Source organism: Nocardia abscessus NBRC 100374, from assembly GCF_000308455.1.
GTDB classification, from domain to species: Bacteria; Actinomycetota; Actinomycetes; order Mycobacteriales; family Mycobacteriaceae; genus Nocardia; species Nocardia abscessus.
The window spans coordinates 14,881-38,949 of sequence record NZ_BAFP01000097.1; the positions used below are offsets into that span (position 1 = coordinate 14,881).

Below are 24,069 nucleotides of genomic sequence, written 5' to 3' on the forward strand. Positions count from 1 at the left end.
TCGCTCATCGCTCCAGCAGAGCGAGGCATTCGACGTGGTGCGTCGCCGGGAACGCGTCGAAGGCGCGCAGATCGGCGAGCCGGTAGCCCGCGGCCTGATACAGGCCGAGGTCGCGGGCGAACGCGGCGGGATCGCAGCCGACGTGGATGATCCGGGTCGGCCCGCCTGCGGTGACCGCACCGACCACCTCCTTGCCCGCGCCCGCGCGCGGCGGGTCGAGCACGACAACGTCGGGGGTGGCCGCGCCGAGGTGCTCGAGCAGCCAGCGCTCCACCCGCTGGGTACGCAGCTGGACCCACGGCAGATCGCGCAGCGCGGCGGCGCCGTCGGCCACCGCGGATCGGGCGGATTCCACCGCGAGCACCGCACCGGTTCGCCCGGCCTGCTCGGCGAGGCGCGCCGCGAAGACCCCCGCACCGCTGTAGAGGTCCCAGGCCAGGCCGCCGGGCCCGAGGCCGGACCACTCCGCGACCAGATCCGAATAGCGTTGCGCCGCACCGCGATGTGCCTGCCAGAAGCCCGTCGCCGCGACTTCCCACCGGCGGCCCGCCACGTACTCGGCCGCGCGCCCGGTGCCCTCGAACACCCACTCGTCGCGCGCCGCGTGCGCCGCGGCACGGCGCGCCGAGGCGTCGCGCCTTTCGTCACGCCGGGTGAACTCCCCCGCGGTCCATTCCGCACCGCGCCGATCGCCGTCGCCGTGCCGGCCGCCGCGGTGATCGCGGCTGTGCGGCCGTTCGCGGCGGCCGCTTCCGGCACGCCGGTCCCGGCCGCCCGGCTCGGATCGCCGCCCGCTCGCGCCGGGCCCGCGCCGATCCGCGCCGCGGCTGCCCGGCTCGGCCTGCACGGCGGGCGCCAGCTCGACGATGTGCCGGATCCCGTCACCGTCCACGGCGATCACCAGGTCGGCCCCTGGCGTCCACTGCCGGTCCGCGACTCCCTCCAGCGCCCCCGCCACCGGTTGCGGGCACCGGAGATCCGCGATCACGTCGGTGCTGCGATAACGGTGCACGCCGGCACGTCCGTGCGCGTCGACCGCGAGCCGCACCCGGGTGCGCCACCCGCCGATCGCATCCCCCGGCACGATCGTCTCCACCAGCACTTCCCGCTCGATGCCGGCCAGCCGCCGCAACTGCTCGGCCACCACCGTGGCCTTCAACGCGCGCTGGGCCACCGGCGTGGCGAACGAGAAATCACAGCACCCGGCGCCACCGGGACCGGACACCGGGCACGTGGCAGGCACTCGGTCCGGCGAAGCCTCGAGTACCTCGACCGCGTCGGCCCGGCAGAACGAGCCGCCGCGATCCTCGGTGACCCGCACCCGCACCAGTTCGCCGGGCAGCCCGTGCCGGACGAACACCACTCGTCCCTCGTGCCGTGCGACGCAGAAGCCGCCGTGCCCCGGCGGGCCGAGCCGCACCTCGAAGGTGCTTGTCCGCCAATCGCTCATCCCGAATGCTCCGTCGGCGTCATGTCCGGTCCCCGTACCCGCGCCGCACCGCGCCGGGAGCGTTCACCACGCCGGGCGTCTTCGCCCGCGTGGACGAGCTCAGCTGCCACGGCACGCTGGTCACCATCACGCCGGGCTCGAAGAGCAGCCTGCCCTTCAACCGCAGCGCGCTCTGGTTGTGCAGCACCTGCTCCCACCAGTGGCCCACCACGTACTCGGGAATGAACACGGTCACCACGTCGCGCGGAGCGTCCTTGCGCACCCGCTTCACGTAATCGAGCACCGGCTTGGTGATCTCGCGGTAGGGCGATTCGATCACCTTGAGCGGCACCGTGATGTCGCTGTTCTCCCATTCCCGCACCAGAGCCCTGGTGTCGGCCTCGTCGACGTTCACCGTCACCGCCTCCAGCGTGTCGGGGCGGCTGGCGCGCGCGTAGGCCAGCGCGCGGCGGGTCGGCAGGTGCAGCCGGGAGACCAGCACGATGGAGTGCGAACGACTGGGCAGCACGCCGTCCCACTCGTGCTCGTCCAGCTCCCGCGCGACCGAATCGTAGTGTCGGCGAATCAGCTTCATGACCACGAAGATCGCGACCATGGTGAAGATGGCGATGTAGGCGCCCGCGAAGAACTTGGTGATCAGCACGATCACCAGCACTGCCCCGGTCGCGGTGAGACCGACCGCGTTGATCACCCGCGACCGCTTCATCCGCGCCCGCTGCGCCGAGTCGGTCTCGGTGCGCAACAGACGGGTCCAGTGCCGCAGCATGCCGGTCTGGCTGAGCACGAACGAGACGAACACACCGACGATGTACAGCTGGATCAGCTTGGTCACCTCGGCGCCGAAGAGCACCACGAACGCGATGGCCGCGCCGGACAGGAACAGGATGCCGTTGCTGAACGCGAGCCGATCGCCTCTGGTGTGCAACTGGCGCGGCAGGTAGCGATCCTGCGCCAGGATCGAGCCGAGCACGGGGAACCCGTTGAACGCGGTGTTCGCGGCGAGCACGAGGATCAGCGCGGTCACCGTCGTGATGAAGAAGAACCCGAGCGGGAACCCGGCGAACACGGAGTCGGCGAGCTGGGCGATCAGCGTCTTCTGCTGATAGTCCGGCGGCGCGCCGGTCAGATCGTCGACGTTGTGCGCGTACACGACGCCGATCTTCTGGGCGAGGACGATGATGCCCATCAGCAGCACGATCGCGATCGTCCCCAGCAACAGCAAGGTGGTGGCGGCGTTGCGCGACTTGGGTTTGCGGAAGGCGGGCACACCGTTGCTGATCGCCTCCACACCGGTCAGCGCGGCGCAGCCGGAGGAGAACGCGCGCGCGATGAGGAAGGCGAACGCCAGACCGTAGAGGTGCTCGTGCTCGGCGTCCAACCCGAAGCCGGCCGATTCGGCGCGCAGTTCCTCGCCGAGCCCGAAGATCCGGAACAGGCCCCAGCCGAGCATCAGGAACATGCCGAAGATGAACGCGTAGGTCGGAACGGCGAACATGGTGCCCGATTCCCGCACGCCGCGCAGATTGATCGCGGTGAGCACCGCGATCGCCACGACCGCGAACAGCACCTTGTGTGTGGCGACGAACGGGATGGCCGAGCCGATGTTGGACGCGGCCGAGGAGATCGACACCGCGACGGTGAGCACGTAGTCGACCAGCAGCGCGCTGCCGACGGTGAGGCCGGCGTTCGGTCCGAGGTTGGTGGTGGCGACCTCGTAGTCGCCGCCGCCGGACGGGTACGCGTGCACGTTCTGCCGGTAGCTGGCCACCACCACGGCCATGACGAAGGCGACCGCCAATCCGACCCACGGCGCGTAGAGATACGCCCCGACCCCGGCCGCCGACAGGACGAGGAAGATCTCTTCGGGGGCGTATGCGACCGACGACATGGCATCGGAGGCGAACACCGGGAGCGCGATTCGCTTCGGCAGCAGCGTGTGGCCCAGCGAGTCGCTACGGAAAGGCCTGCCCAGCAGCACTCGCTTCGCTGCCGTCGTCAACTTGGACACTGGAGCGAGCATAGGCCCCCGCACGGTGGATCGCGCGCGTGGCTCGCATGTTTGCTCACGGGCTGGAGGGGGAACGTGGCCGGTGGAATCATTCGACGGGTAGCGTTCGACCGAACAGCAGAGCAGACCGAACACCATGGTTCCAGGAACGAGGTTGCACGGTGTACGTAGTGATCATGGGGTGCGGGCGCGTCGGCTCGTCGCTGGCCCACGCCCTGGTCCGCGTGGGTCACGAAGTCACCGTCATCGATCGGGACTCCAGTTCCTTCCTCCGCCTGGGATCGGATTTCCCGGGTGAGCGGGTGACGGGCGTCGGATTCGATCGAGATGTGCTGATAAAGGCGGGAATCGAGCGGGCGGACGCGTTCGCGGCGGTCTCCTCCGGCGACAACTCGAACATCATCTCCGCACGCGTCGCCCGGGAGATGTTCGGAGTGGAGCGGGTGGTCGCCCGCATCTACGACGCCAAGCGCGCGGCCGTCTACGAGCGGCTCGGCATCCCGACCATCGCGACGGTCCCGTGGACCACCGACCGCTTCCTGCGCGCGCTCATCGGCGACACCGGCACCACCACATGGCGCGACCCGACCGGAACGGTTGCTGTGACGCAGCTGACGCTGCACGAAGAGTGGTATGGCCGCACCGTGCGCGACCTGGAGCAAACCGTCGCGGCCAAGGTGGCGTTCATCATCCGGTTCGGCCAGGCGCTGCTCCCCGACCGCAAGACCATCATCCAGGCCGACGACATCGTCTATGTGGCCGCCGCGTCCGGCACCGTGGGCGAGAGCGTCGCCCTGGCCGCGAAGCCCCCAGCGAGCGAGGACTGAACATGAAAGTGGCCATCGCCGGAGCAGGCGCCGTCGGCCGATCGATCGCGAGGGAACTCCTGCGCGGCGGGCACCGGGTCATGCTGCTGGAGCGTCAGCTCGAGCACATCGAGTCCGCCGCGATCCCGGACGCGGTCTGGGTGCACGCGGACGCGTGCGAACTGGCGCTGCTGGAGCAGGCCGGTCTGGAGACCTACGAGGTGGTCATCGCGGCCACCGGTGACGACAAGGCGAACCTGGTGCACAGCCTGCTGGCCAAGACCGAGTTCGGCGTGCGCCGGGTGGTGGCGCGGGTGAACGACCCGCGCAACGAATGGCTCTTCGACGGCTCCTGGGGCGTGGACGTCGCGGTGTCCACACCCCGGCTGCTCGCCTCCCTGGTCGAGGAGGCGGTTTCCGTCGGAGATCTGGTGCGCCTGATGACGCTGCGTCAGGGTCAGGCGAACCTGGTGGAGATGACGCTGCCCGCGGACACCGCGCTGGCGGGCAAACCGGTGCGCACTCTGACCCTGCCGCGCGACGCCGCCTTGGTGACCATCCTGCGCGGCGGGCGGGTGATCGTGCCGCAGCCGGACGACGCGCTGGAAGGCGACGACGAGCTGCTGTTCGTGACCTCGGTGGAGGCCGAGGAAGACCTCCGGGTGGAACTCGCCAATCACGGCATCAGACCGTAACTCCCCGTACACGGCCGGACGCGCGTCCTCGGCGCAGCACCACCCGAGGACTACGCGGCCAGTTTCAGCTCCGCGCGCAGCTTGTTCAGCGCGCGATGCTGCATCACGCGGACGACGCCCGGACTGGTGCCGATGGCTTCCGCGGTCTGTGCCGCCGACCAGCCCAGCACGATGCGCATCACCAGCACCTCGCGGTGCGCCGGCGCCAGCACCTTCATGAGTTCTTTTGTGGCGGCGCGCCGTTCGGAGGCCAATGCCCATTCCTCCGGCCCGGCGGCGGAGGACGCGTAGTCCGGGACGTCGGCCATCGGGTAGGCGGGGTGCTGCTGCGAGCGGCGGAACGCGTCGGCGACCTTGTTGGCCGCGATGCCGTAGACGAAGGCCAGGAACGACTTGCCCTGGTCGCGGTAGCGCGGGATGGCGTTGACGGTGGCCAGCAGGATCTCCTGCACCACGTCGTCGGCGGTGACCTGCAGATGGGCCGTGTTGCCCAGGCGCGCACCGCAGTAGCGCCGCACCAGCGGGTGCACGATCCGGATGATCTCGGTGACCGCCCGGCGGTCGCCCGCGGCCGCCGGACCGATCAGCTTGTCCAGTTCGGCCGATACCCGCCTGCTCTCGGAGAGAACGGGGTTGTGATTCTTGCGCAGTGCCGCTGTGTTGTGCTCGGTAGCCACGTCCGAGTCCTTTCTTGCCGATCAGTGCGTGTTTTCGGTACGCATAGATCGTCTGATGAACTCGGGGCGGTAACCAGGCACCCCAGGGTGGGGAAGCACCCACCTCGGCGGTGGGACTCCTCCCACCCCTGTGGTTTTCGCCGGGTGCCGGCGGAGGGTTAACGGCTCAGGCCGGCCCGGTCGCGGCCATCGACTTGGTGGGCAGGTGACCGGCCCGGCGCACCGCCCAGACGGTGACGCCCAGCGCCACCGCGGTCAGCGGCCAGCCCATCGCGATGCGGGTGAACGCGAGCCAGCCGGTCCGGTCGGTGTCATAGAGCTGCGACTGCACCAGATAGCGGGCGCCGAACACCACGATCCACGTGGTGGTGGCCAGATCGTAGAGGCGCACCACGCGCGGATCGGACCGCCAGTCCGAGCCGTGGCCGTTCAGCACGCCCCAGATGACGCCGACCAACGGCCGACGCAACAGGATGGACCCGAGGAACACCGCGGCGTAGACGAGGCTGGTGTAGATGCCGAAGAGGAAGAAACCCTTCGCCTCGCCCATCCGGTAGGCGATGAAGGCGCAGATGCCGACGCCGAAGAAGCCCGAGATGGCGGGCTGGATGGGATCGCGCCGCACCAGCCGCCAGATCAGGATGGCGGCGGCCACCCCGAGAGCCGACCAGATCGCGGCGGTCAGGCCGGCGACGCTGTTCACGGGAACGAACACGACAACGGGGAGAGTCGAGTAGATCAGGCCGCTGAAGCCGCCGAGTTGTTCGAGGAGGGTCTGCTCGGCACGATCCTCGTCACGGTCGGGCCGGTCCAGCCCGGTGCGGTCGTCGGATCCTGCGTTGTCGTCGCTCAATGGCATACGTCAGCTGTTCCCGCGCAATTCGTAGTAGGGGTTGAAGATCACTTTGCGGCCGTCACGGTCGCCCACCCGGCCACGGACCAGGATGCGCCGCCCCGGCTCGATGCCGGGAATGCGCCTGCGCCCGATCCAGACCAGCGTAATCGCGTCCGTGCCGTCGAAGAACTCGGCCTGGACGCTGGCACCGGCCGACTTGGGACACGCCTCGACACTCCGAAGCCTACCGAGCATCGTGGCCTCGTCACCGCGCCGACACTCCGACGCGCGACACGCTCCTGAGGCCTCGGATGTCTCGGCCAGCTCTTCGGCGTCGAGCTGATCGATGTCTTCGGTCAGTTTGCGGCCCAGACGTCGGAAATATCCTGAGGCTGCGGATGACATTGTGCACGCTCTCCTGCATAGAGCAGATGGCGTGGGTCGCACACCATCGTGGGGGATCCGATCCGCACGACCTGCTGAGGCCGTACACCGCCACTGTAGATGGGTCGGGCCACCCCCGCTACGCTCGGACCGATGTTCGACTCCCCACATCCGGCTCGCGTCGTGGCGCTGCCCGGCACCGGATCCGACGCCGATTTCGCCAGGCGCGCTTTCGGGCCCGCGAGCGCCGCGCGCGGCCTGGATTTCGTCGCCGTGGAACCGGATCCGCGCAGCGTGGTCGCGAGCTGCCGGGCCGCGCTGGCGGCGGCGGCGCAGGCGGGCCCGGTGCTGGCGGCGGGCATCTCGCTCGGCGCCGCGATCGCACTGGAGTGGGCGGCCGAGCACCCGGACGACGTCGTCGGGGTCGTGGCCGCGCTGCCCGCCTGGACCGGATCCGACACCGCCGCCTGCCCGGCGGCACTCAGCGCGGCGGCCACCGCGGCGCAGCTGCGCGCCGACGGTCTGGCGGCGGTGATCGACCGGATGCGGGCGAGCAGCCCGCGGTGGCTGGCGGACGCGCTGACCCAGTCCTGGCGCGCGCAGTGGCCGGACCTGCCGCGGGCGCTGGACGAAGCCGCCGACTACAAGTGGCCGGACGCCGAGCGCCTGGCCACCTTCGAGCTGCCGATCGTGGTCGTGACCGCGGTCGACGACCCGGTCCATCCGGTGACGGTGGCCGAAGAGTGGGCAGCGCTGGCCCCGCGCTCGCGGCTGCACCGGGTCACCCTGGACGAACTCGGCGCCGACCCCGCGATCCTGGGACGCGCGGGGCTCGGCGCCTTCCGGTGAGTTCTTCTCGCTCAGTTCAGGCCGAGTTGCTGCATGGCCGACCCGTCCGCACCGCGCCGCGGGCCCTGCGGTATCCGCGGCACCACCGGCTGCGCACCGGTCTGCGCCGCGACCTGCGCGGCCATCGCCTGCTGCTGAGCCTCCACCTGCTGCTGATGCGCCGCGGCCAACTGCTCGGACAACTGCTGCGGCAGCACCACGGGCAGCGGCTCCCGCACCGGCAGCGGATCCTCGCCACGCCGTACCACCGTCTCGCTCAGGATGGCGCGCGCCGCCTTGACCAGCGGGCTGCCGTCGTTCGCCGCGCCCGAGGGGCCCGCTGCGACCAGACGCACCATCCAGCGATAGCCGTCCACACCGATGAAACGCAGATCCGCGCCCTCGGTCAGCGCCAGTAACTCCCGGCCCCACGGCCCGTTCTCGATCGAGACCCTGGCGCCGTCCTTGCGCAGCGAGTCGGCGAGGTCCGCGGCGACCAGACGCCATTGACCCGAAGTCTTGGGCGCGGCGTAGGCCGCCACGGTGATCCGGCCGTGCTCGGTGGCCAAATGCACCGCCTGCGGCTGGCCCTCCGGGGTCATCTCGACCTGCAACTGGCCGCCGGGCGGGACCGGCAACAGCACCGATCCGAGGTCGAGCCGCTGTTCGGACACCGTCTCCAGCAGTTCGGCGACCTCGTCGTAGTCGTACGGGCCCGGCTTGCCCTGCGGCCGGTCGGCGGTCAAGTCCACGCCCTCGTACGAGCGCTCGTCGGTGGGCGCGTCGTCGTAGAACTCGTCGTCGTACTCCGCCGCGTACTCGGGCTCGTAGTCGGCGTAGTCGTCCGCGTCGTCGTACCGGTCGTCCGCGGCCCGGCTGGAATTCTTTCTCTTTCCGAACATTCCCGTCATGCCTCCTTGCCGGTCGCCCGGCCCGCCCCGTTCGTCTGCTCGGTCAGGCTCGCGTGGCCGCCGCTGGAGCCGTAGCCCCCCGCACCCCGGGTGGTCTCGTCGAGCGAGTCGACCTCCACGAAATCCACCAGTTCCACTCGCTGCACCAGCAGTTGCGCGATCCGATCGCCGCGCCGCAGCTCGATCGGCGTGCGCGGGTCGTGGTTGATCAGGCACACCTTGATCTCGCCCCGGTACCCCGCGTCGACCGTCCCCGGCGTGTTCACCACCGATAGTCCGGTCTTGGCCGCCAGACCCGAGCGCGGATGGATCAGGCCGACCGTGCCGACCGGCAGGGCCACGGCGACACCGGTGCGGACCAGCGCCCGCTCCCCCGGCTCCAGGATGACGTCTTGCGTGGTGCACAGGTCCACGCCCGCGTCGCCCGCATGGGCGCGCGTGGGCACGGGGATGCCGGGGTCCAGCCGCAGCAAGGGTATGGGTGAAAGTGCGCTCACGTTGGACGAGCCTACGCGTAGGCTGTTCGCCCTCGTGACTTAGTGTTGACTCGTGTCGGACCAGCCCAATCCCATGACCACGGACTCGAAAAAGCAGCCAGCGCACCTGTACCGCGAGCGCCTGTGGGTGCCGCTGTGGTGGTGGCCGGTGGCCTTCGCCGTCACCGGGTTGCTCGCGGCGGAGATCCATATGGGCGCACCCGGGCTACGCGCGTGGCTGCCCTATGCGCTGTTGTTCCCGGTGCCGGTCTGGGTGCTGCTGTGGCTGAGCCGCCACCGCGTCGAAGTGGCGCCGGACGCGAACGGCACACCGGAGCTGCGCGCCGATCGCGCACATCTGCCGGTGAATTTCGTGGCCCGTGCGGCCGCTGTCGCCCCCACCGCGAAAAGCGCGGCGCTGGGCCGCCAGCTCGACCCCGCCGCCTATGTCCAGCATCGCCCCTGGATCGGGCCGATGGTCTTGCTCGTGCTCGACGACCCCGACGATCCGACGCCGTACTGGCTGGTCAGTACGCGGCGGCCCGAACGGGTCCTTGCCGCGCTCGGTGTTCCGAGCGCGGGCTGACACTGTCTTCGATCTCGTCGAGATCAGGCGGCGCAATCCATGCAGATCATCTGGCCGCCCTTCTCGCTGGCCAGCCTGCTCCGGTGATGTACCAGGAAACAGCTGGAACAGGTGAACTCGTCGGCCTGCTTCGGGATCACCCGAACCGTCAGCACTTCCTCGGACAGGTCGGCGCCGGGAAGCTCGAACGACTCCGCGGTATCGGATTCGTCGATATCCACGACGGCGGACTGTGCCTCGTTACGACGAGCCTTCAGCTCCTCCAGCGAATCCTCCGACACATCGTCGGATTCGGTGCGCCTCGGTGCGTCATAGTCGGTTGCCATGTCGTCTTCCCCTCGTCCTAACTCCGTATATCCCGGACCGGTCCGCTCACACCCGATTCCTGCCGGAACCGCCGCGACCGGTACCGCCCCGCCGGTGGTGCACGTCACACGTACACCGGTCGCCTATCAGGGCGGATCATGCCGATCCACTCCCGACAGCGCTGGGTAAACGCAGGACATGCCCTTCTTGTTCCCGCGACCGACCACTGATTTCCGCACCGGCGATTCGATCTGGGCCGCCAGACAATAGCGGACCCCGGAGGAAAAGTCGCAATCAAAACACAGCCGAGTCGAAAATGAGGGGCAATCGACACCGTCTGGGGAACGCACCGAGACCTTGCGCCGCCACCCCGCCACATTTTCGTAGAGTGTGCTGGTGGTTTCACTGATCACCGAAGGTACCTCGACGGATCCGCAAGGTCGTCCGTTCCTGCGGCGCCGCCCCCAGCCCTGGCTCGTCATGCTCGGCGTTCTCGCTCTGATCTGCGGGATCGTCTGGATCAAAGCCCTCACGACGCACGACGCCGACTACACCGCGATGGCGTGCAACTCGCCGAGCCCGGCCTCGGATCCCGGTGCGACGCAACCGACTCCGCTCGGCCAGCGGGTCGGCGCGGGCCGGTTGCAGGACGTGGAACCCGCGCCGCTGGCCGCGAGCAGGGTGCGTGTGCTGAACGCGAACAACCAGCGCGGCCAGGCCGCGCACGTCGCCGCGCAACTCGGCGACCTCGGTTTCGCGAGCGCGCCCGGCACGCAATACGGCAACGATTCGGTATACGTCAACGGCGACCTGGAGTGCACCGGGCAGATCCGCTTCGGCGTGAACGGCCGTCCGGCCGCCGCGGCCGTGCAACTGGTCGCGCCGTGCGCCGAGCTGATCGAGGATCAGCGCGGCGACGAGACGGTCGATCTGGTGCTCGGCTCGTTGTTCCGGGACATCCGGCCCAGCAACGACGCCGAGGAGGTGCTGCGTTCGCTGAAGAACCCGGCGCCGGGCAACTCCACCTCGATCGATATCAAGTTGCTCGACGCCGCGCGGCAAGCCCGCTGCTGATCAGCGGTCCGGGATCGGCTCGGTAGCGCCGACCCGGGCCAGTAGTTCCCCGAGTTCGTCGGCGATGCCGGGCGCGGCGGCCACCACCAGGTCGCCGTCGGCGCCCGGCGCCGTGGCGGGCGGAAGCGTCAGCCGCGCGCCGGCCTCCGCGGCGATCAGCGCGCCCGCGCCCCAGTCCCAGGCGTTCAATCCGTGCTCGTAGTAGGCGTCCACCCGGCCCGCCGCGACGTGGCACAGATCCAGCGCCGCCGCGCCGAAGCGGCGGATGTCGCGCACGTGCGGCAGCACCTGCGCGACCAGTTCCGCCTGCCTGCTCCTGCGGTGCCTGCCGTAGGCGAATCCGGTGGCGACCAACGACATCGCGACCGTTTCGACGGGCGTGCAGCTGAGGTGCTCCACCACGCCGTCGGCGTCCACACGCAGCGCACCGAGCCCGAGCCCGGCGCTGTAGGTGGCCGCCCGCGCGACGTCCACCACGGCGCCCGCCACCGGCCGCCCGCCGCGCAGTGCCGCCACCGACACGGCGTAGCCGGGAATGCCGTAGACGAAGTTCACCGTGCCGTCGATCGGATCCACCACCCAGTGGACGGTGTCCGCGCTCGCGTCATCGATGCTGCCGCCGCCCTCCTCGCCGAGGATCGGATCACCGGGGCGCTGTTCGGCCAGCAGTCTTCGGATCAGTTCTTCGGTCTCGGTGTCCACGATGGTCACCGGGTCGGTCGCGTGGCTCTTGGACTGCACGGCGCCTTCGGCGTGCGCGCCGGCGGGCCCGAACACCTCGGGACGGCGGGCGCGGACGTGCGCGGCGGCCGTCTCGGCGATGTCGACCGCGACGCGGCGCAGGTCGGCTTCGTCGCCACGCGCGACGATCGAGACGAACGAGTCGGAGGTGTAGTCGGACACTGACGATGAGGTTTCCGGCACGCCTTCCATCGCATCACACATCCTCGCCGAACGCCCAGCCTCGCGGTCCCATTACTCTTGTCGTGCACGACACAGCGCCGTCGTCGGGCATCCCACTCGCAGCGCCCGCCGTGGCCGGCGTGGGCCCCGTGCAGCGCTGTCATCACACCGGCCAGCACAGGGAACGAGGGGTTAGTCATGTCCGCTCGGGGGCACGCATTCGGCATCGATATCGGCGGCAGCGGCGTCAAGGGCGCCGTGGTCGATCTGGCCACCGGCGAGTTGGTCCATGAGCGGATCAAGATCGCCACGCCGCACCCCGCGACACCGTTCGCCGTGGCGGAGGCGGTGGCCGAATTGGTCGCCCAGGCCGGGTGGAGCGGTCCGGTCGGCCTCACGCTGCCCGCCGTGGTGATCGGCGGCGTGGCGCGCACCGCGGCCAACATCGACAAATCCTGGATCGGCACCGACGCGCGGGCGCTGTTCTCCGCCGCGCTCGGCGGCCGCCCGGTCACCGTGCTCAACGACGCGGACGCCGCGGGCATGGCCGAGGACCGCTATGGCGCGGCGCGGAATTTCACGGGCCTGGTCATGCTGCTGACCTTCGGCACCGGCATCGGCTCCGCGTTGCTCTATCACGGCACGCTGGTGCCCAACACCGAACTCGGCCACCTCGAGATCCAGGGAATGGAGAGCGAGCACCGCGCGGCGGCCTCGATCAAGGAACGCAACGGGCTGAGCTACGAGCAGTGGGCAGCGCAGGTCAGCCTGGTCCTGACCGGGCTGGAAAACTTGTTCTTCCCGGTCGTCTTCGTCGCGGGCGGGGGCATCAGCCGGGACGCCGAGCAGTGGATCCCTCTGCTCACCAACCAAACCCCCGTGATCCCGGCACGCCTACGGAACACCGCGGGCATCGTCGGCGCGGCCATCGCGATCGCCGGCGGCATCGCCCCGTGAGGCGCGCGCATACCGCGAGGATGCCGTTCCCGGCATCGTGCCGTAGGTACCCTGGTTAGATCGTTACAATGGAACGTGCCCGGCTGAGCCGGAGAAACCCCGACCGGCCCTCCGCCGGTGAAACCCGACAGATCGCTCCGCCGGAAACCACTCTGGCGTGACGCCGCACGAGACCGTCACGAAAGGGCGTACGTGGTAGCCACGAATACCCGTCAGACCGCCGAATCGGCCGATGCCGACTCCGCAGATGTAACCGAAGCACGGCCGGTCCGTAAGGCTGCCGCGAAGAAGGCTCCGGCGAAGAAGGCCGCCGCCAAGAAGGCGCCTGCCAAGAAGGCCGCGAAGGCGGCCAAGGCTCCTGCGAAGAAGGCCGGCACCAAAAAGGCGGGACCGGACGGCGAGCCCGGCGCCGACGAGGCGATCGAGGACGAGTCGCTAGACCTCGACGATCTCGGCGATCTGGAAGTCTCCGAAGAAGACCTCACCGAGGGCGACGAACTGGTCGACGTCGCCGAAGAACCCGAGACCGAGGAGGCCGGGGCCACGGCCGACGAACCCACGGCGGCGGACAAGGCCTCCGGCGATTTCGTCTGGGACGAAGAGGAGTCCGAGGCGCTGCGCCAGGCCCGCAAGGACGCCGAGCTCACCGCCTCGGCCGACTCGGTCCGCGCCTACCTCAAGCAGATCGGCAAGGTCGCGCTGCTCAACGCCGAAGAGGAGGTCGAACTCGCCAAGCGAATCGAGGCGGGCCTCTACGCGGCCGAGAAGGTGCGCGAGTTCGCCGAGCAGGGCGAGAAGCTGCCGGTCGCGATGCGCCGCGACTACAACTGGATCGTCCGCGACGGCAACCGGGCCAAGAACCATCTGCTCGAGGCCAACCTGCGTCTGGTCGTCTCGCTCGCCAAGCGCTACACCGGCCGCGGCATGGCCTTCCTCGACCTGATCCAGGAGGGCAACCTGGGTCTGATCCGCGCGGTGGAGAAGTTCGACTACACCAAGGGCTACAAGTTCTCCACGTACGCCACCTGGTGGATCCGGCAGGCCATCACCCGCGCCATGGCCGACCAGGCCCGCACCATCCGCATCCCCGTGCACATGGTGGAGGTCATCAACAAGCTCGGCCGCATCCAGCGCGAGCTGCTCCAGGACCTCGGCCGCGAGCCGACGCCGGAGGAGCTGGCCAAGGAGATGGACATCACGCCGGAGAAGGTGCTGGAGATCCAGCAGTACGCGCGTGAGCCCATCTCGCTGGACCAGACCATCGGCGACGAGGGCGACAGCCAGCTCGGCGACTTCATCGAGGACTCCGAGGCCGTGGTCGCGGTGGACGCGGTGAGCTTCACCCTGCTGCAGGATCAGCTGCAGTCGGTGCTGGAGACGCTGTCGGAGCGTGAGGCGGGCGTGGTCCGGCTGCGCTTCGGTCTCACCGACGGCCAGCCCCGCACCCTCGACGAGATCGGGCAGGTCTACGGCGTCACCCGCGAACGCATCCGCCAGATCGAGTCCAAGACCATGAGCAAGCTGCGCCACCCCAGCCGCTCCCAGGTCCTGCGCGACTACCTCGACTAGGTCGCATAGCGTCGACGCCCGTATTCGTCGTGCCGCTCGATATTTCCGGCGGCCGGCGGATGCGGGCGTCGCGCATTCCGGCGTGAGCTCGCGCCGCATCGCCCACCTCCTCGGCGAGCTTCGTTGCCGTGCCTCGCGTGCGCTACTGCCGCTGGTCGTCGATCAGACCGTCGGCAGCCCCACGGCGTGCCAACAAGGCCGTTGCGGCGGCGCCGGTCCCGTGACGGAGCGCACAGGGCCCCTTTCGGGGGGTATGAGTTCGAACCGGGCGGACTACGGGGGTGGTTGCCCCCACTTCGATGTCGAGCCTGCCGCGGCCGCCGTGGACGCAGGCCGCCGAACTGCGCGATATATGGTCCCGGCTGCGCCGTCCCGGCTCGCCGCGGCGGATCCTGCCCTGACCGTCACCGCCGCTGCGGATGGCCGTCGCCGCGGACAGGTGTACCAGCTACGGCTTTTCGGCTGTGCTGGCTGCCCTGGCGTTCCGGTTCCGTGGCGCGGTGCGCCTGGTGGGCCGGGTCGATCATCGTCGCGCTCGGCGCGGCGCTGTGGATCGAACCGACGTTGACCGACTACGGCCATCTGTGCGCGGCCATGATCGGGCTGGCTCGGGGCGACCGCGAGCCTGTTCTGGCACCGGCTGGCACGGACCGCCGCGCGTAGGTCCGGCTCCGCGCGGGACTGATCAGGAGACCACGGGCTCGGGACGGCCGCGGTGCTGCAGCAGCGCGACCATCGGCTCCACCACACGCGCCGCGATCGGACCGAGCACCGCCATCAGCAGTACGTAGGTCGACGCGAGAGCGGTGAGCTGCCCGTCCATCGCACCCGCGCTGACCGCCAGTCCCGCGATGACGATGGAGAATTCGCCCCGGGCGACCAGGGCCGCGCCCGCCCTGGCCCGCCCCATGGGACGGATACCCTCGCGCGCGGCGGCCCACCATCCGGTCGCCATCTTCGTCATGAGGGTGACCGCCGCCAGCGCGATCGCCCAGCCGAGCACCGGCGGGATTGCTCGCGGCTCGGTGCTCAACCCGAACGCCACGAAGAAGATGGCCGCGAACAGATCCCGCAGCGGTTCGAGCAGCTTCGCCGCCGCGTGCGCGGTGGAGCCGGAGATGGCGATGCCGAGCAGGAACGCGCCGACCGCCGCGGACACGCTCAGCGCCGAGGAGACACCGGCCACCAGCAGCGCCGCGCCGAGCAGCGTGAGCAGGAAGACCTCGCGGTCGGCGCTGTCCACGACCGACGACACATAGCGCCCGTAACGCAGGGCCACCACGAGCACGAGCGTGATGGTGATCAGTGCCAGGGCCAGGGCGCGCAGCCCGCTGACCCAGCTCAGCCCGGCCAGCAACGTGGTGAGAATGGGCAGGTAGACCGCCATCGCCAGATCCTCGAACACGAGGATGGACAGGATCACCGGCGTCTCCCGGTTACCCAGGCGGCCGAGGTCGTCGAGCACCTTCGCCACGATGCCCGAGGAGGAGATGTAGGTGACGCCCGCCAGCGTGATCGCGCCGTTGACGCCCCAGCCCAGCATCAGCGCCACCACCGCGCCCGGCGACGCGTTGACCACGATGTCCACCAGGCCGGCCGGCCACGATCGGCGCAGCCCGGTCACCAGCTCCGCCGCGGTGTACTCCAGGCCGAGCAGCAAGAGCAGCAGCACCACACCGATCTCACCGGCGACGTGGCCGAAGTCGTAGGCGGCCCCGAGCTCGATGACACCGCCCTGGCCGAAGGCGACGCCGCCCAACAGGTACAGCGGGATCGGTGACATTCCGACACGACCCGCGACACGCCCCAGCATGCCGAGAACGAAAAGAACCGCTCCGAGCTCGATCAGGGCGAGCGCGGTGTCCGTCACGTCTCAGCCGTGCGTCATGATCTTCGCGGCGGCGTCCAAGCCCTCCGGAGTGCCGACCACCACGAGCAGGTCGCCGGCGGTGAAGGTGAAATCGGGGCCCGGCGAGGGGTGCAGCTGGCCGGCCCGCATGACCGCCACGATGGAGACCTTCGTGCGGGTGCGCATCTCGGTCTCGCCGAGGGTGCGACCGTCGTACGGGGAGTCGTCGCCGATCGGAAGCTGGCGGGTGGTGATCCCGGGCAGGTCCCGATGGTCGTCGTTGAGCTTCGCGACCAGCTGGGGCGCGCCGAGCAGGTTCGCCAGGACCGCCGCCTCGTCGGTGGTCAGCGGGATCTGCGCGGCGCAGGCGTCCGGATCGTCGAGCTTGGAGACGATCAGGTCGATATCACCGTCGCGGTGGGCGACCACGCCGATTCGGCGACCGGAACGTACTTCGAAGTCCTTGCGGACACCGATTCCGGGTAGTGCGGTGACGTCGACGTTCACGCCCTCCAGATTAGCCGGATGCGGGCGGCGATAAACGGATCGGTCATCACTTCGGCGGATGGCGCGTCGCGGGCGCTGTGTTGTGATGGAGGCGTGCGGCGGTGGTCGGAATTGCCGGAGCGGACGCGGGATGCGCTGGGTGCGGTCCTCGCGTTCACCGGCGGCGGCGCGCTGTACCTCACCGGCCTGTCCACGATGACCGATCGGGGCGCGCACCTGCCGCTGTGGGTGCGCTTCGGTGTGCTGGCCGCACTGTGCGTGGCGACGTTCTTCCGTCGCCGGTATCCGATCACGGCCATGCTGTACGGCCTCCTTCCGCTGGCGGTGGACGTCCGGCTCGGCGCCACGGTGCCGGTCTGGATCATCTACGCCGACCTGATCTACTCGGCCGTGCTGTACGCCGGGCGGCGAGCCTCGCGGATCACCGCGATGGCCTGGTCGGTGTTCTCCGGCGTCGCCGTGGCGCTCACACTGGCGTCGACCGGCGACCTGCGGGCGGTCGCGCTGGCCCTGGTGGCGGTGTTCAGTTTCGTGGCGACCCCGATCTGGTGGGCGAACTCGGTACGCACGCACAAGGAGGTGGCGGCCGCCGAGCGCACCCGCGCGCAAGCACTGACGCTGGTCGCCGAGCTCGACCGCCGTGCGGCCATCGCCGACGAGCGCACCACCATGGCCCGCGACCTGCACGACGTGATCGCCGGGCACCTGTCGGCCATCGCCCTGCACTCCGAGGCGGCGCTCGGGGTGCTCGGCCGCGGCGGCGCCGATCCCGCCGTAGCCGGGATCATGCGGTCCATCCGCGCGAACAGCGTCAGCGCGCTGCACGAGATGCGCACGATGATCGGTTTGCTGCGCAGCGACGGAGACGTCGCGACGGAGACCGCCGCGCCGCGCACGCTCGCCCAATTGTCGATTCTGGTGGATGCCGCACGCGCGGCCGGGATCTCGGTGCGGGTGCGCACGGCACTGGACGGCGCGGCGCTGCCCAGCGCGGTCGACCAGGCCGCCTACCGCATCGTCCAGGAGGCTTTGACCAACGCCATGAAACACGCCCCGGGCCAGGAGGTCTTCATCGACGTGCGAGCCGAGGAGGAGACGCTGAACATTTCCGTTCGCAACCCGGCCGTGCCCGCGCGGCGGTCCGCCGCCGGGGCGGAAACCGGGCGCCGCGGCCTGGTGAACATGCGCGAGCGGGCCGCCGCGCTCGGCGGAAATCTGCGTGCCGGACCGGATTCCGGCTGCTGGGAAGTCCTGGCCAGCCTGCCGCTCGGCTCCGCCGGTGCCGCATGACGATTCGAGTGGTGATCGCCGACGACCACGCGGCGATCCGCGCGGGCCTGCGGATGATCCTGGACGTCGAGGACGATATCGAGGTGGTGGGCGAGGCGGCCGACGGCGACGTCGCGGTGGCGCAGGCCAAAGCGCTGCGGCCGCAGGTGGTGCTGATGGACATCCGGATGCCAGGTGTGGACGGGCTCACCGCCACGGAGCGGATCACCGCCGACGGCCTGGCCAAGGTGCTGATCCTGACCACATTCGACTTGGACGAGTACGTGTTTCGCGCGCTGCGCGCGGGCGCCTCGGGGTTCGTCCTGAAATCCGCGTCGGGACAGTCGCTGGTCGCGGCGGTGCGCACGGTCGCGGCGGGCGACGGCGTGCTGGCTCCGGAAGTCACGCGGGCGGTGATCACGGCGTTCGCCGCGACGAATCGGGCTGCCGCGCAACCGGCTCCGCCGGGGCTCGGCGAACTCACCGAGCGGGAACGAGAAGTACTCGACTGTCTCGGCGACGGACTGTCCAACGCGCAGATCGCGGGCCTGCTGTTCATCGGCGAGACGACCGTCAAGACGCACGTCTCCCGGGTGCTCACGAAACTCGGTGTGCGGTCGCGGGTTCAAGCCGCCATCCTGGCGCGCGAGATCCGCGACCGGTAGTCACGCCACGAGGGGGGCGAATATCCCGTCCGTGCCGGGCAGGTACTCCTCGACTCCCGTGACCGCGCCCACCGGCAGTGGGCCGTACAGGTGCGGGAAGAGCATCGATTCCGGATCGGTCGCGACACCCGGCTCCCACTCGATCGGCGACCCCACCCGGCGCGGATCGATGCGCAGCAGCACCAGATCACGCCGTCCCGCGAACAAGCGGTTCGCGGGCAGGTGGACCTGCTGCGGCGACGAGAGATGGATGAACCCCGTATCGGCGAGCGAGGGGGCACGGTACTCCCCCGTTTGCCGAGCGGAAAGCCATTCACCCAAAGTGCATAGGTGAACCAGCGTGTGAGTGTCATAGGTCACGGGTAATCTCCCAGTAGACAACTGGATCGGTCGATCGAGGGTGTGACGCAGTACACATCGACGGCATGACCTGTGGCGTTCGCCCGTAGCGAAATCCCAGGTCGTGTTATCGAAAACACACTGATTCACGCGCGGGAACAAAGTCCCCCGTCCCGAACGTCTGACAGAGTAGTCATACCCCTGCTGGGAAGTAGCGGTAGCGAGCTCGTGGTGAGTGACCACGGGCCCCACACCAGGTGAACGGTCGTCGGGACCGGGAGCCAGGACGGAGGAGTCATGCCAGGAACCCTGACAAGCACCCCACTGACCGCGGTCGATCGTTGCGACCGCTGCGGGGCGGCTGCCCGAGTGCGTGCCGTACTGCCCGCGGGTGGAGAGTTGCTCTTCTGCCAGCACCACGCGAACGAACACATGGATCGCCTGCGTGAGCTCGACGCCGTTATCGACACGGAGTCCGCTCCCGCGCTCTGATCCGCTCCTCGCGTCCTGACACAACAGCATCGGACAACAGAACACCGTTTCCACCGGCAGCGGGCGACCCACAGGTCGCCCGCTGCCGGCGTGTCCGGGGGCGGTCAAGGTCCGGCCGCCGCGCCCGAGATGCCGTCCAGCAGCCTGGCCAGGCCGTATTCGAACGCACCGTCCGGGTCGGCGGGCGCCTGGTACAGCTCACCGACCGCGGCCCCCACGCGCGAGGACAGCGGGAACCGGCTCGGTGCGATGACCTCGGCCAGCAGCGGGCCGTGCATCTCCCACCAGCGCGCGTCGCTGGTCCGCCCGGTCTCACGGGCCGCGGCGATCGCCATCCGCGCATTGCCGGTGGCGAACTCCGACAGCACGGCGATCACCCGGTCCATCTCCACGTCCGGCAAGCCGAGCCCGTCGATCGCGGCGAACTGCCGCTCGTAGCGCCGCATCCGCCCCGGGCCGAGCACGAGCCGCCAGGGCGACACCTCGAGCAGCCAGGGATGCGCGAGAAGTTCGTTTCGGACCTGGCGAGCCACAGCGGCGAGGCGCTCGCGCGGCGGCAGATCTCCCGGAATCGGTGCGTCCTCGTCCGCCACCGCGTCGGCCATGAGGACCGCCAGCGCGTCCTTGCTCGGCACGTACGTGTAGAGGCTCATCGGCCGCAGCCCCAGCTCGGCGGCGACGGCCCGGATGGACACCTTCTCGTAGCCATCCCGGTCGGCCAGCGCTACCGCCGCGGCGACCACCCCGTCGACGCTGACCGTCTGCTTCGGACCGCGTCCGCCGGGACGCGGCGGACGTTCGTGCCGCCACAGCAGACTCATCAGCTGCCGGGCCTGGTCGGTGCTGAGTTCGTCGCTCACTGGCTCCTCGGAACAAATCCAGTACGGTGTACGTTGTCAGACTACTCCGTACGCCATACGTTGATTTAGGGGTCCGCTCTGCCCAGCACACACGCCACTTATCTACCGGACCGGCACATGTTCGCACTCTGGAGCTGGAACGGACACGGCGCCGGTCCCGCCCCGCGCGCCCAGGGTGATCGTGAGACCCTCGCGCTGGCCGTCCCGGCCGCCATGGACGGGGCGCTCGAGGTCGCCGACGTCGACGCCACCCTGGTGGACCCGCGCACTTTCGCGGACTCGACGGTCGAGCACCCGGGCGAGTCGATCCTGGCCTGGCAGCGGCTGGTGCGCGCCGTCCTCGCCGAACCCGCGGCGCAACCGCCCGAGGCGGACGCCGACGACCTGCCCATCGCCGCCCACGCGGTGCCGGACGCGTCCGGCACCGCGATCGTCTCGGCGCGACGGGCGCTGGACGTCCTGCGCGACACCGAGGCCGTGACCGCCGAGTTGCATGCGACGCTGACGGCGCGGCTGCGGCCCTACCAGGCACGTGGGATCGGCTGGCTGCGCGAAACCGTGGCCGCGCACGGCGGCGCGGTGCTCGCCGACGAGATGGGGCTCGGCAAGACCGTGCAGACCATCGGGTTCCTGCTCGACCGCGCCGAGGCCGGAGCACAGCTGGTGGTGTGCCCGACCTCACTGGTCGGCAACTGGGCCCACGAGATCGGCCGGTTCGCTCCGGGGCTGCGGGTGGTCGTCTGGCGGGGCGGCGACGTGCACGCCGAGGCCGCGACGGTCGTCGTCACGGGCTACCCGACCCTGCGGCTGCACGGACAGCGGGTGGCGCGGCGGAGCTGGGCGACGGCCGTCTTCGACGAGGCGCAAGCGCTGAAGAACCCCCGCACCCAGGTCGCGAAGGCCGCGCGCGCGATCGATGCGGCCGCGACCGTCGCCCTGACCGGAACGCCGGTGGAGAACCATCTCGAAGAGCTGTGGGCCCTGCTGCACCTGGTGGCGCCGCGGCTGTTCGGGCACCGGACGCAGTTCCGGCGGCGCTTCGTGCGGCCGATCCACGAGGGTTCGGCGGCCGCCGCGGCGCGGTTGCGCGACGCCATCGAACCGGTCGTGCTGGCACGGACGAAGAGACAGGTCGCCGCCGCACTGCCCGCGAAGCTCCACAGCGACCTGCTCTGCGACCTCACCGCCGAGCAGGAGCGGCTCTACGACCAGTTGCTCGAGCGTGCCATCGACGACGGATTCGGTGCGGGCATCGAACGCCACGGCCGCGTGCTGGCCGCGCTCACCGCGCTGCGGCAGGTGTGCAACCATCCCGGGCTGATCACCGGCGAGCTCGACGAGTTGGCCGGCCGCTCCGGAAAACTGGACCTGTGCACCGACATCGTCGCCAGCAACCTCGAAACGGCCAGTCCCACCTTGGTTTTCACCCAGTACCGCCAGACCGGTGAGCTTCTGGTCCGGCATTTCGCCGAACAGTTCGGGGTATCCGCGCCGTTCTTCCACGGCGGGCTCACCCAGACCGAGCGCGCCGCGATCGTCACCCGATTCCAATCCCAGGACGGACCACCGGTGCTGGTGCTCAGCCTGCGCGCGGCGGGCACCGGGCTGACGCTGACCCGCGCCGCCGATGTCGTCCACTTCGATCGCTGGTGGAACCCCGCGGTGGAGGCGCAGGCCTCCGACCGGGTCCACCGGATCGGCCAGACCCGCACGGTCACCGTGACCACGCTCACCTCGACCACCACCGTGGAGGAGCACATCGCGGCCATGCACCAGCGCAAGGCGGCGCTGCGCGACCTCGGTGACGCGGCGGGTATCGCGGCACTGACCGCGCTGGACGACGACCAGCTGATCGAAGTCCTGCGCCGCAAGAGGGAGAGCTGATGGCGGACAACGAATTCGGCTACACCGCGTGGGGCATGGACTGGGTGCGCCTGGCCGAGCCGCTGCGCCAGACCCGGCCGGACCCGCTGCTGCCCCGCGCGCGCAGCATCGCCCGTAACAACGGCGTGCAGGCCGTCGTCGAAGCACAGGTGGTGCGCGCCACCATCCACCGCGGCGGCCAGGCCTCGCTGACGCACGTGGAGGTGGCGCCACTACCCCGGAAGACGATCACCGCGATCGCCGGGATCGTGCCGGACCCGGCCGTGCTGACCGACGACGCCCACCGCGCGCTCGGCGCGGCAGGCGTCTCGCCGGCGCCGCGGCTCGCGGGCACCGACTGTTCGTGCCCGGCGCGCTCGCCGCGGTGCGTCCACGTCCTCGCCGTCTACTACGAGATGGCACGGCAGGTCGACGAGAACCCGCGGCTCGCCTTGGCGGTCCAGGGCTATTTCGCCGCCACGCCGCAGGATTGCGACGAGTCGGCGCCGGCGGCGCGGTGGACGCCGATCAGCGCGCTCGACCCGCGGCGATTCTTCACGACGACGCCCAGCTGAACGACCGGACGACATCGGCGCGTCCTCCGTCGGGTCCAGGCCAACTCGTCCCGCCCACCGGCCGCTGGTGGGCGGGACCTCACTCCGGCCGCCGGGCCCGGAAGCGGAAACTCGAGGCGCCGGTATCGATTTCCACGTCGGTGAAGCCGATCCTCAGCAGCCGGTCGGCGGCGGTCTCCGGTGGCACGGGCACGCAGGTGTCGCCCAGGTGCATGAGCCGGAAGAGCCGGCCGTCGAGCCCGTCACTGCCCGCGAACACGCCGCCGGGGCGCAGTACCCGAAGGGCTTCGGCGAACAACGCGTCCTGCCTGCCGGGCGTCGGCACGTGGTGCAGCATGGTGAAGCACACCACGGAGTCGAATCGTCCCGGCGGCAAAGGCATGTCGGCGCCGTCGCCGTCGAGCACCGTCATAGCGGCGCCGTGCCGGTCACGCAGCCGGGCGGCCAGCGCCGGATCGATCTCGACGCCGGTGAGCGTCGAGGTCCGGGCCAGCAGCGCGGACACGTTGGCGCCGTAGCCGGGGCCGATCTCCAGCGTCGCGGCACCGAGGTCGAGGCCCGACAGCGCCCACGGCACGATGCGGGTCGCGCTGGCCCGCTCCCACATCGAGGAGCGGCACAGCAATCGGTGAAATGTGTTCATCGCCATGCCTGTGACGCTAGGAGCGGATCACGCCCGGCACGACAGGCTACGGTGACAAACTGTGTCGCAGAACGGCCATGCCGTGGTTCATCCCAACCCACCCGGCGCGACCGCCATGGTGTTCGGGGCCGGAGTGCTCCCCGCGGGGCACTGGTTCGATGTGCACGAGCATCCGCAGCACCAGATCGCCTGGGCCTCCCGCGGAGTCCTCGCGGTCGAGGTGGGCGACAACCGGTGGGTGCTGCCGCCGACCAGGGCGCTGTGGATCCCCGCGGGGGTCGTGCATCGCACCGGCACCTCCGACGGCGCGGCGATGCGTGGCATCTTCCTGGATCCGGTCCGGTGCCCGGTCACCTTCGACGCGCCGACCATGTTGCGCGTGAGCCGGCTTCTGCACGAACTGTTCGACCTGCTCACCACCCACGACACCGCTCAGCCGCGGCGGGAGCGCGCCGAGGCGGTGGTGTTCGATCTGCTCGAGCCCGTCGAAGTGATCCCGATCGGCGCGCATCCGCCCACCGATCCGCGGGCGCGGCAGGTGG

27 protein-coding genes are annotated in these 24,069 nt (G+C 70.2%); 13 read left to right on the plus strand and 14 right to left on the minus strand.

Annotation, left to right across the window (positions count from 1 at the left end):
- Positions 1-4 precede the first annotated feature (4 nt).
- Positions 5-1,450 carry a class I SAM-dependent RNA methyltransferase gene (locus ON19_RS19160; RefSeq protein WP_043694442.1) on the minus strand — a complete coding sequence of 482 codons (1,446 nt, stop codon included), beginning with the start codon at positions 1,448-1,450 and terminating at the stop codon, positions 5-7.
- A 19-nt stretch (positions 1,451-1,469) separates the two neighbouring features.
- A complete protein-coding gene (locus tag ON19_RS19165; protein ID WP_043694444.1) occupies positions 1,470-3,458 on the minus strand; it encodes an APC family permease in 1,989 nt (662 codons plus the stop codon).
- A gap of 161 nt (positions 3,459-3,619) precedes the next feature.
- Here ON19_RS19165 and ON19_RS19170 point away from each other — a divergent pair, with 161 nt between their 5' ends.
- Together ON19_RS19170 and ON19_RS19175 are read left to right on the plus strand one after the other, a co-directional pair.
- Positions 3,620-4,285, plus strand: coding sequence for a potassium channel family protein (locus ON19_RS19170; RefSeq protein WP_043694447.1), 666 nt, complete (start codon positions 3,620-3,622; stop codon positions 4,283-4,285).
- Positions 4,286-4,287: 2 nt separating this feature from the next.
- Complete coding sequence (locus ON19_RS19175; protein WP_043694450.1) at positions 4,288-4,959, plus strand: potassium channel family protein; 672 nt, start codon at positions 4,288-4,290, stop codon at positions 4,957-4,959.
- Positions 4,960-5,009: 50 nt separating this feature from the next.
- Here the strand turns inward: ON19_RS19175 and ON19_RS19180 are convergent, their stop codons facing one another.
- From ON19_RS19180 to ON19_RS19190, 3 genes are all read right to left on the minus strand, one after another.
- Complete coding sequence (locus ON19_RS19180; RefSeq protein ID WP_174377706.1) at positions 5,010-5,636, minus strand: sigma-70 family RNA polymerase sigma factor; 627 nt, start codon at positions 5,634-5,636, stop codon at positions 5,010-5,012.
- Between the two features lie 166 nt (positions 5,637-5,802).
- Complete coding sequence (locus ON19_RS19185; protein WP_083899476.1) at positions 5,803-6,495, minus strand: DUF3159 domain-containing protein; 693 nt, start codon at positions 6,493-6,495, stop codon at positions 5,803-5,805.
- 3 nt (positions 6,496-6,498) lie between these two features.
- Positions 6,499-6,876 (minus strand): OB-fold nucleic acid binding domain-containing protein, encoded by a 378-nt coding sequence (locus ON19_RS19190; protein ID WP_043694454.1) that lies wholly within the window; start codon positions 6,874-6,876, stop codon positions 6,499-6,501.
- 132 nt (positions 6,877-7,008) lie between these two features.
- Here ON19_RS19190 and ON19_RS19195 point away from each other — a divergent pair, with 132 nt between their 5' ends.
- On the plus strand, positions 7,009-7,704 hold the full coding sequence (locus ON19_RS19195; RefSeq protein WP_043694455.1) for an alpha/beta fold hydrolase: 696 nt from the start codon (positions 7,009-7,011) through the stop codon (positions 7,702-7,704).
- A gap of 11 nt (positions 7,705-7,715) precedes the next feature.
- Here ON19_RS19195 and ON19_RS19200 read toward each other — a convergent pair whose 3' ends face one another.
- Positions 7,716-8,585: a DUF3710 domain-containing protein gene (locus ON19_RS19200; protein ID WP_043694456.1), complete on the minus strand. Its 870-nt coding sequence runs from the start codon at positions 8,583-8,585 to the stop codon at positions 7,716-7,718.
- A gap of 5 nt (positions 8,586-8,590) precedes the next feature.
- Positions 8,591-9,091, minus strand: a complete 501-nt coding sequence (gene dut / locus ON19_RS19205) for a dUTP diphosphatase (protein WP_043694459.1) — start codon at positions 9,089-9,091, stop codon at positions 8,591-8,593.
- A 73-nt stretch (positions 9,092-9,164) separates the two neighbouring features.
- Here dut and ON19_RS19210 point away from each other — a divergent pair, with 73 nt between their 5' ends.
- The gene (locus tag ON19_RS19210) at positions 9,165-9,656 is read left to right on the plus strand and encodes a DUF3093 domain-containing protein (RefSeq protein WP_043694461.1); all 492 of its coding nucleotides are present in this window, start codon (positions 9,165-9,167) and stop codon (positions 9,654-9,656) included.
- A gap of 23 nt (positions 9,657-9,679) precedes the next feature.
- On the opposite strand, the gene ON19_RS19215 is transcribed toward ON19_RS19210, so the two are convergent.
- Positions 9,680-9,982 (minus strand): DUF4193 domain-containing protein, encoded by a 303-nt coding sequence (locus ON19_RS19215; RefSeq protein WP_039799153.1) that lies wholly within the window; start codon positions 9,980-9,982, stop codon positions 9,680-9,682.
- Between the two features lie 376 nt (positions 9,983-10,358).
- Between ON19_RS19215 and cei the strand changes: the two genes are divergently transcribed.
- Positions 10,359-11,036 (plus strand): envelope integrity protein Cei, encoded by a 678-nt coding sequence (gene cei / locus ON19_RS19220; protein WP_043694500.1) that lies wholly within the window; start codon positions 10,359-10,361, stop codon positions 11,034-11,036.
- On the opposite strand, the gene ON19_RS19225 is transcribed toward cei, so the two are convergent.
- A complete protein-coding gene (locus tag ON19_RS19225; protein WP_043694502.1) occupies positions 11,037-11,939 on the minus strand; it encodes an inositol monophosphatase family protein in 903 nt (300 codons plus the stop codon).
- Positions 11,940-12,137: 198 nt separating this feature from the next.
- On the opposite strand from ON19_RS19225, the gene ppgK reads away from it, so the two are divergent.
- Together ppgK and ON19_RS19235 are read left to right on the plus strand one after the other, a co-directional pair.
- Positions 12,138-12,896: a polyphosphate--glucose phosphotransferase gene (gene ppgK / locus ON19_RS19230; RefSeq protein WP_043694464.1), complete on the plus strand. Its 759-nt coding sequence runs from the start codon at positions 12,138-12,140 to the stop codon at positions 12,894-12,896.
- A gap of 192 nt (positions 12,897-13,088) precedes the next feature.
- Positions 13,089-14,465, plus strand: a complete 1,377-nt coding sequence (locus ON19_RS19235; RefSeq protein WP_043694466.1) for an RNA polymerase sigma factor — start codon at positions 13,089-13,091, stop codon at positions 14,463-14,465.
- Between the two features lie 685 nt (positions 14,466-15,150).
- Here ON19_RS19235 and ON19_RS19240 read toward each other — a convergent pair.
- Both ON19_RS19240 and ON19_RS19245 read right to left on the minus strand, forming a co-directional pair.
- On the minus strand, positions 15,151-16,335 hold the full coding sequence (locus tag ON19_RS19240) for a cation:proton antiporter (RefSeq protein ID WP_043694468.1): 1,185 nt from the start codon (positions 16,333-16,335) through the stop codon (positions 15,151-15,153).
- A 3-nt stretch (positions 16,336-16,338) separates the two neighbouring features.
- The gene (locus ON19_RS19245; RefSeq protein ID WP_043694470.1) at positions 16,339-16,821 is read right to left on the minus strand and encodes a cation:proton antiporter regulatory subunit; all 483 of its coding nucleotides are present in this window, start codon (positions 16,819-16,821) and stop codon (positions 16,339-16,341) included.
- A gap of 93 nt (positions 16,822-16,914) precedes the next feature.
- On the opposite strand from ON19_RS19245, the gene ON19_RS19250 reads away from it, so the two are divergent.
- A complete protein-coding gene (locus ON19_RS19250) occupies positions 16,915-18,111 on the plus strand; it encodes a sensor histidine kinase (protein WP_051169065.1) in 1,197 nt (398 codons plus the stop codon).
- Positions 18,108-18,755 (plus strand): response regulator, encoded by a 648-nt coding sequence (locus ON19_RS19255; protein WP_043694472.1) that lies wholly within the window; start codon positions 18,108-18,110, stop codon positions 18,753-18,755. The genes ON19_RS19250 and ON19_RS19255 overlap by 4 nt, the downstream gene beginning before the upstream one ends.
- Here the strand turns inward: ON19_RS19255 and ON19_RS19260 are convergent, their stop codons facing one another.
- Positions 18,756-19,115, minus strand: a complete 360-nt coding sequence (locus ON19_RS19260; protein WP_043694474.1) for a DUF952 domain-containing protein — start codon at positions 19,113-19,115, stop codon at positions 18,756-18,758.
- Between the two features lie 276 nt (positions 19,116-19,391).
- On the opposite strand from ON19_RS19260, the gene ON19_RS19265 reads away from it, so the two are divergent.
- Positions 19,392-19,586 carry a DUF7455 domain-containing protein gene (locus tag ON19_RS19265; RefSeq protein WP_036538000.1) on the plus strand — a complete coding sequence of 65 codons (195 nt, stop codon included), beginning with the start codon at positions 19,392-19,394 and terminating at the stop codon, positions 19,584-19,586.
- 104 nt (positions 19,587-19,690) lie between these two features.
- On the opposite strand, the gene ON19_RS19270 is transcribed toward ON19_RS19265, so the two are convergent.
- Entirely contained in the window at positions 19,691-20,407 is a 717-nt protein-coding gene (locus tag ON19_RS19270; RefSeq protein WP_043694508.1) for a TetR/AcrR family transcriptional regulator, read from the minus strand.
- A 156-nt stretch (positions 20,408-20,563) separates the two neighbouring features.
- On the opposite strand from ON19_RS19270, the gene ON19_RS19275 reads away from it, so the two are divergent.
- Both ON19_RS19275 and ON19_RS19280 read left to right on the plus strand, forming a co-directional pair.
- Positions 20,564-22,330, plus strand: coding sequence for a DEAD/DEAH box helicase (locus ON19_RS19275; protein WP_043694476.1), 1,767 nt, complete (start codon positions 20,564-20,566; stop codon positions 22,328-22,330).
- The gene (locus ON19_RS19280) at positions 22,330-22,884 is read left to right on the plus strand and encodes an SWIM zinc finger family protein (protein ID WP_043694478.1); all 555 of its coding nucleotides are present in this window, start codon (positions 22,330-22,332) and stop codon (positions 22,882-22,884) included. The genes ON19_RS19275 and ON19_RS19280 overlap by 1 nt, the downstream gene beginning before the upstream one ends.
- Before the next feature lie 79 nt (positions 22,885-22,963).
- Here ON19_RS19280 and ON19_RS19285 read toward each other — a convergent pair whose 3' ends face one another.
- Positions 22,964-23,533, minus strand: coding sequence for a class I SAM-dependent methyltransferase (locus tag ON19_RS19285; RefSeq protein WP_043694480.1), 570 nt, complete (start codon positions 23,531-23,533; stop codon positions 22,964-22,966).
- Between the two features lie 55 nt (positions 23,534-23,588).
- Here ON19_RS19285 and ON19_RS19290 point away from each other — a divergent pair.
- Positions 23,589-24,069: AraC family ligand binding domain-containing protein (locus tag ON19_RS19290; protein ID WP_157229756.1), on the plus strand; the 481-nt coding region annotated here is incomplete at its 3' end.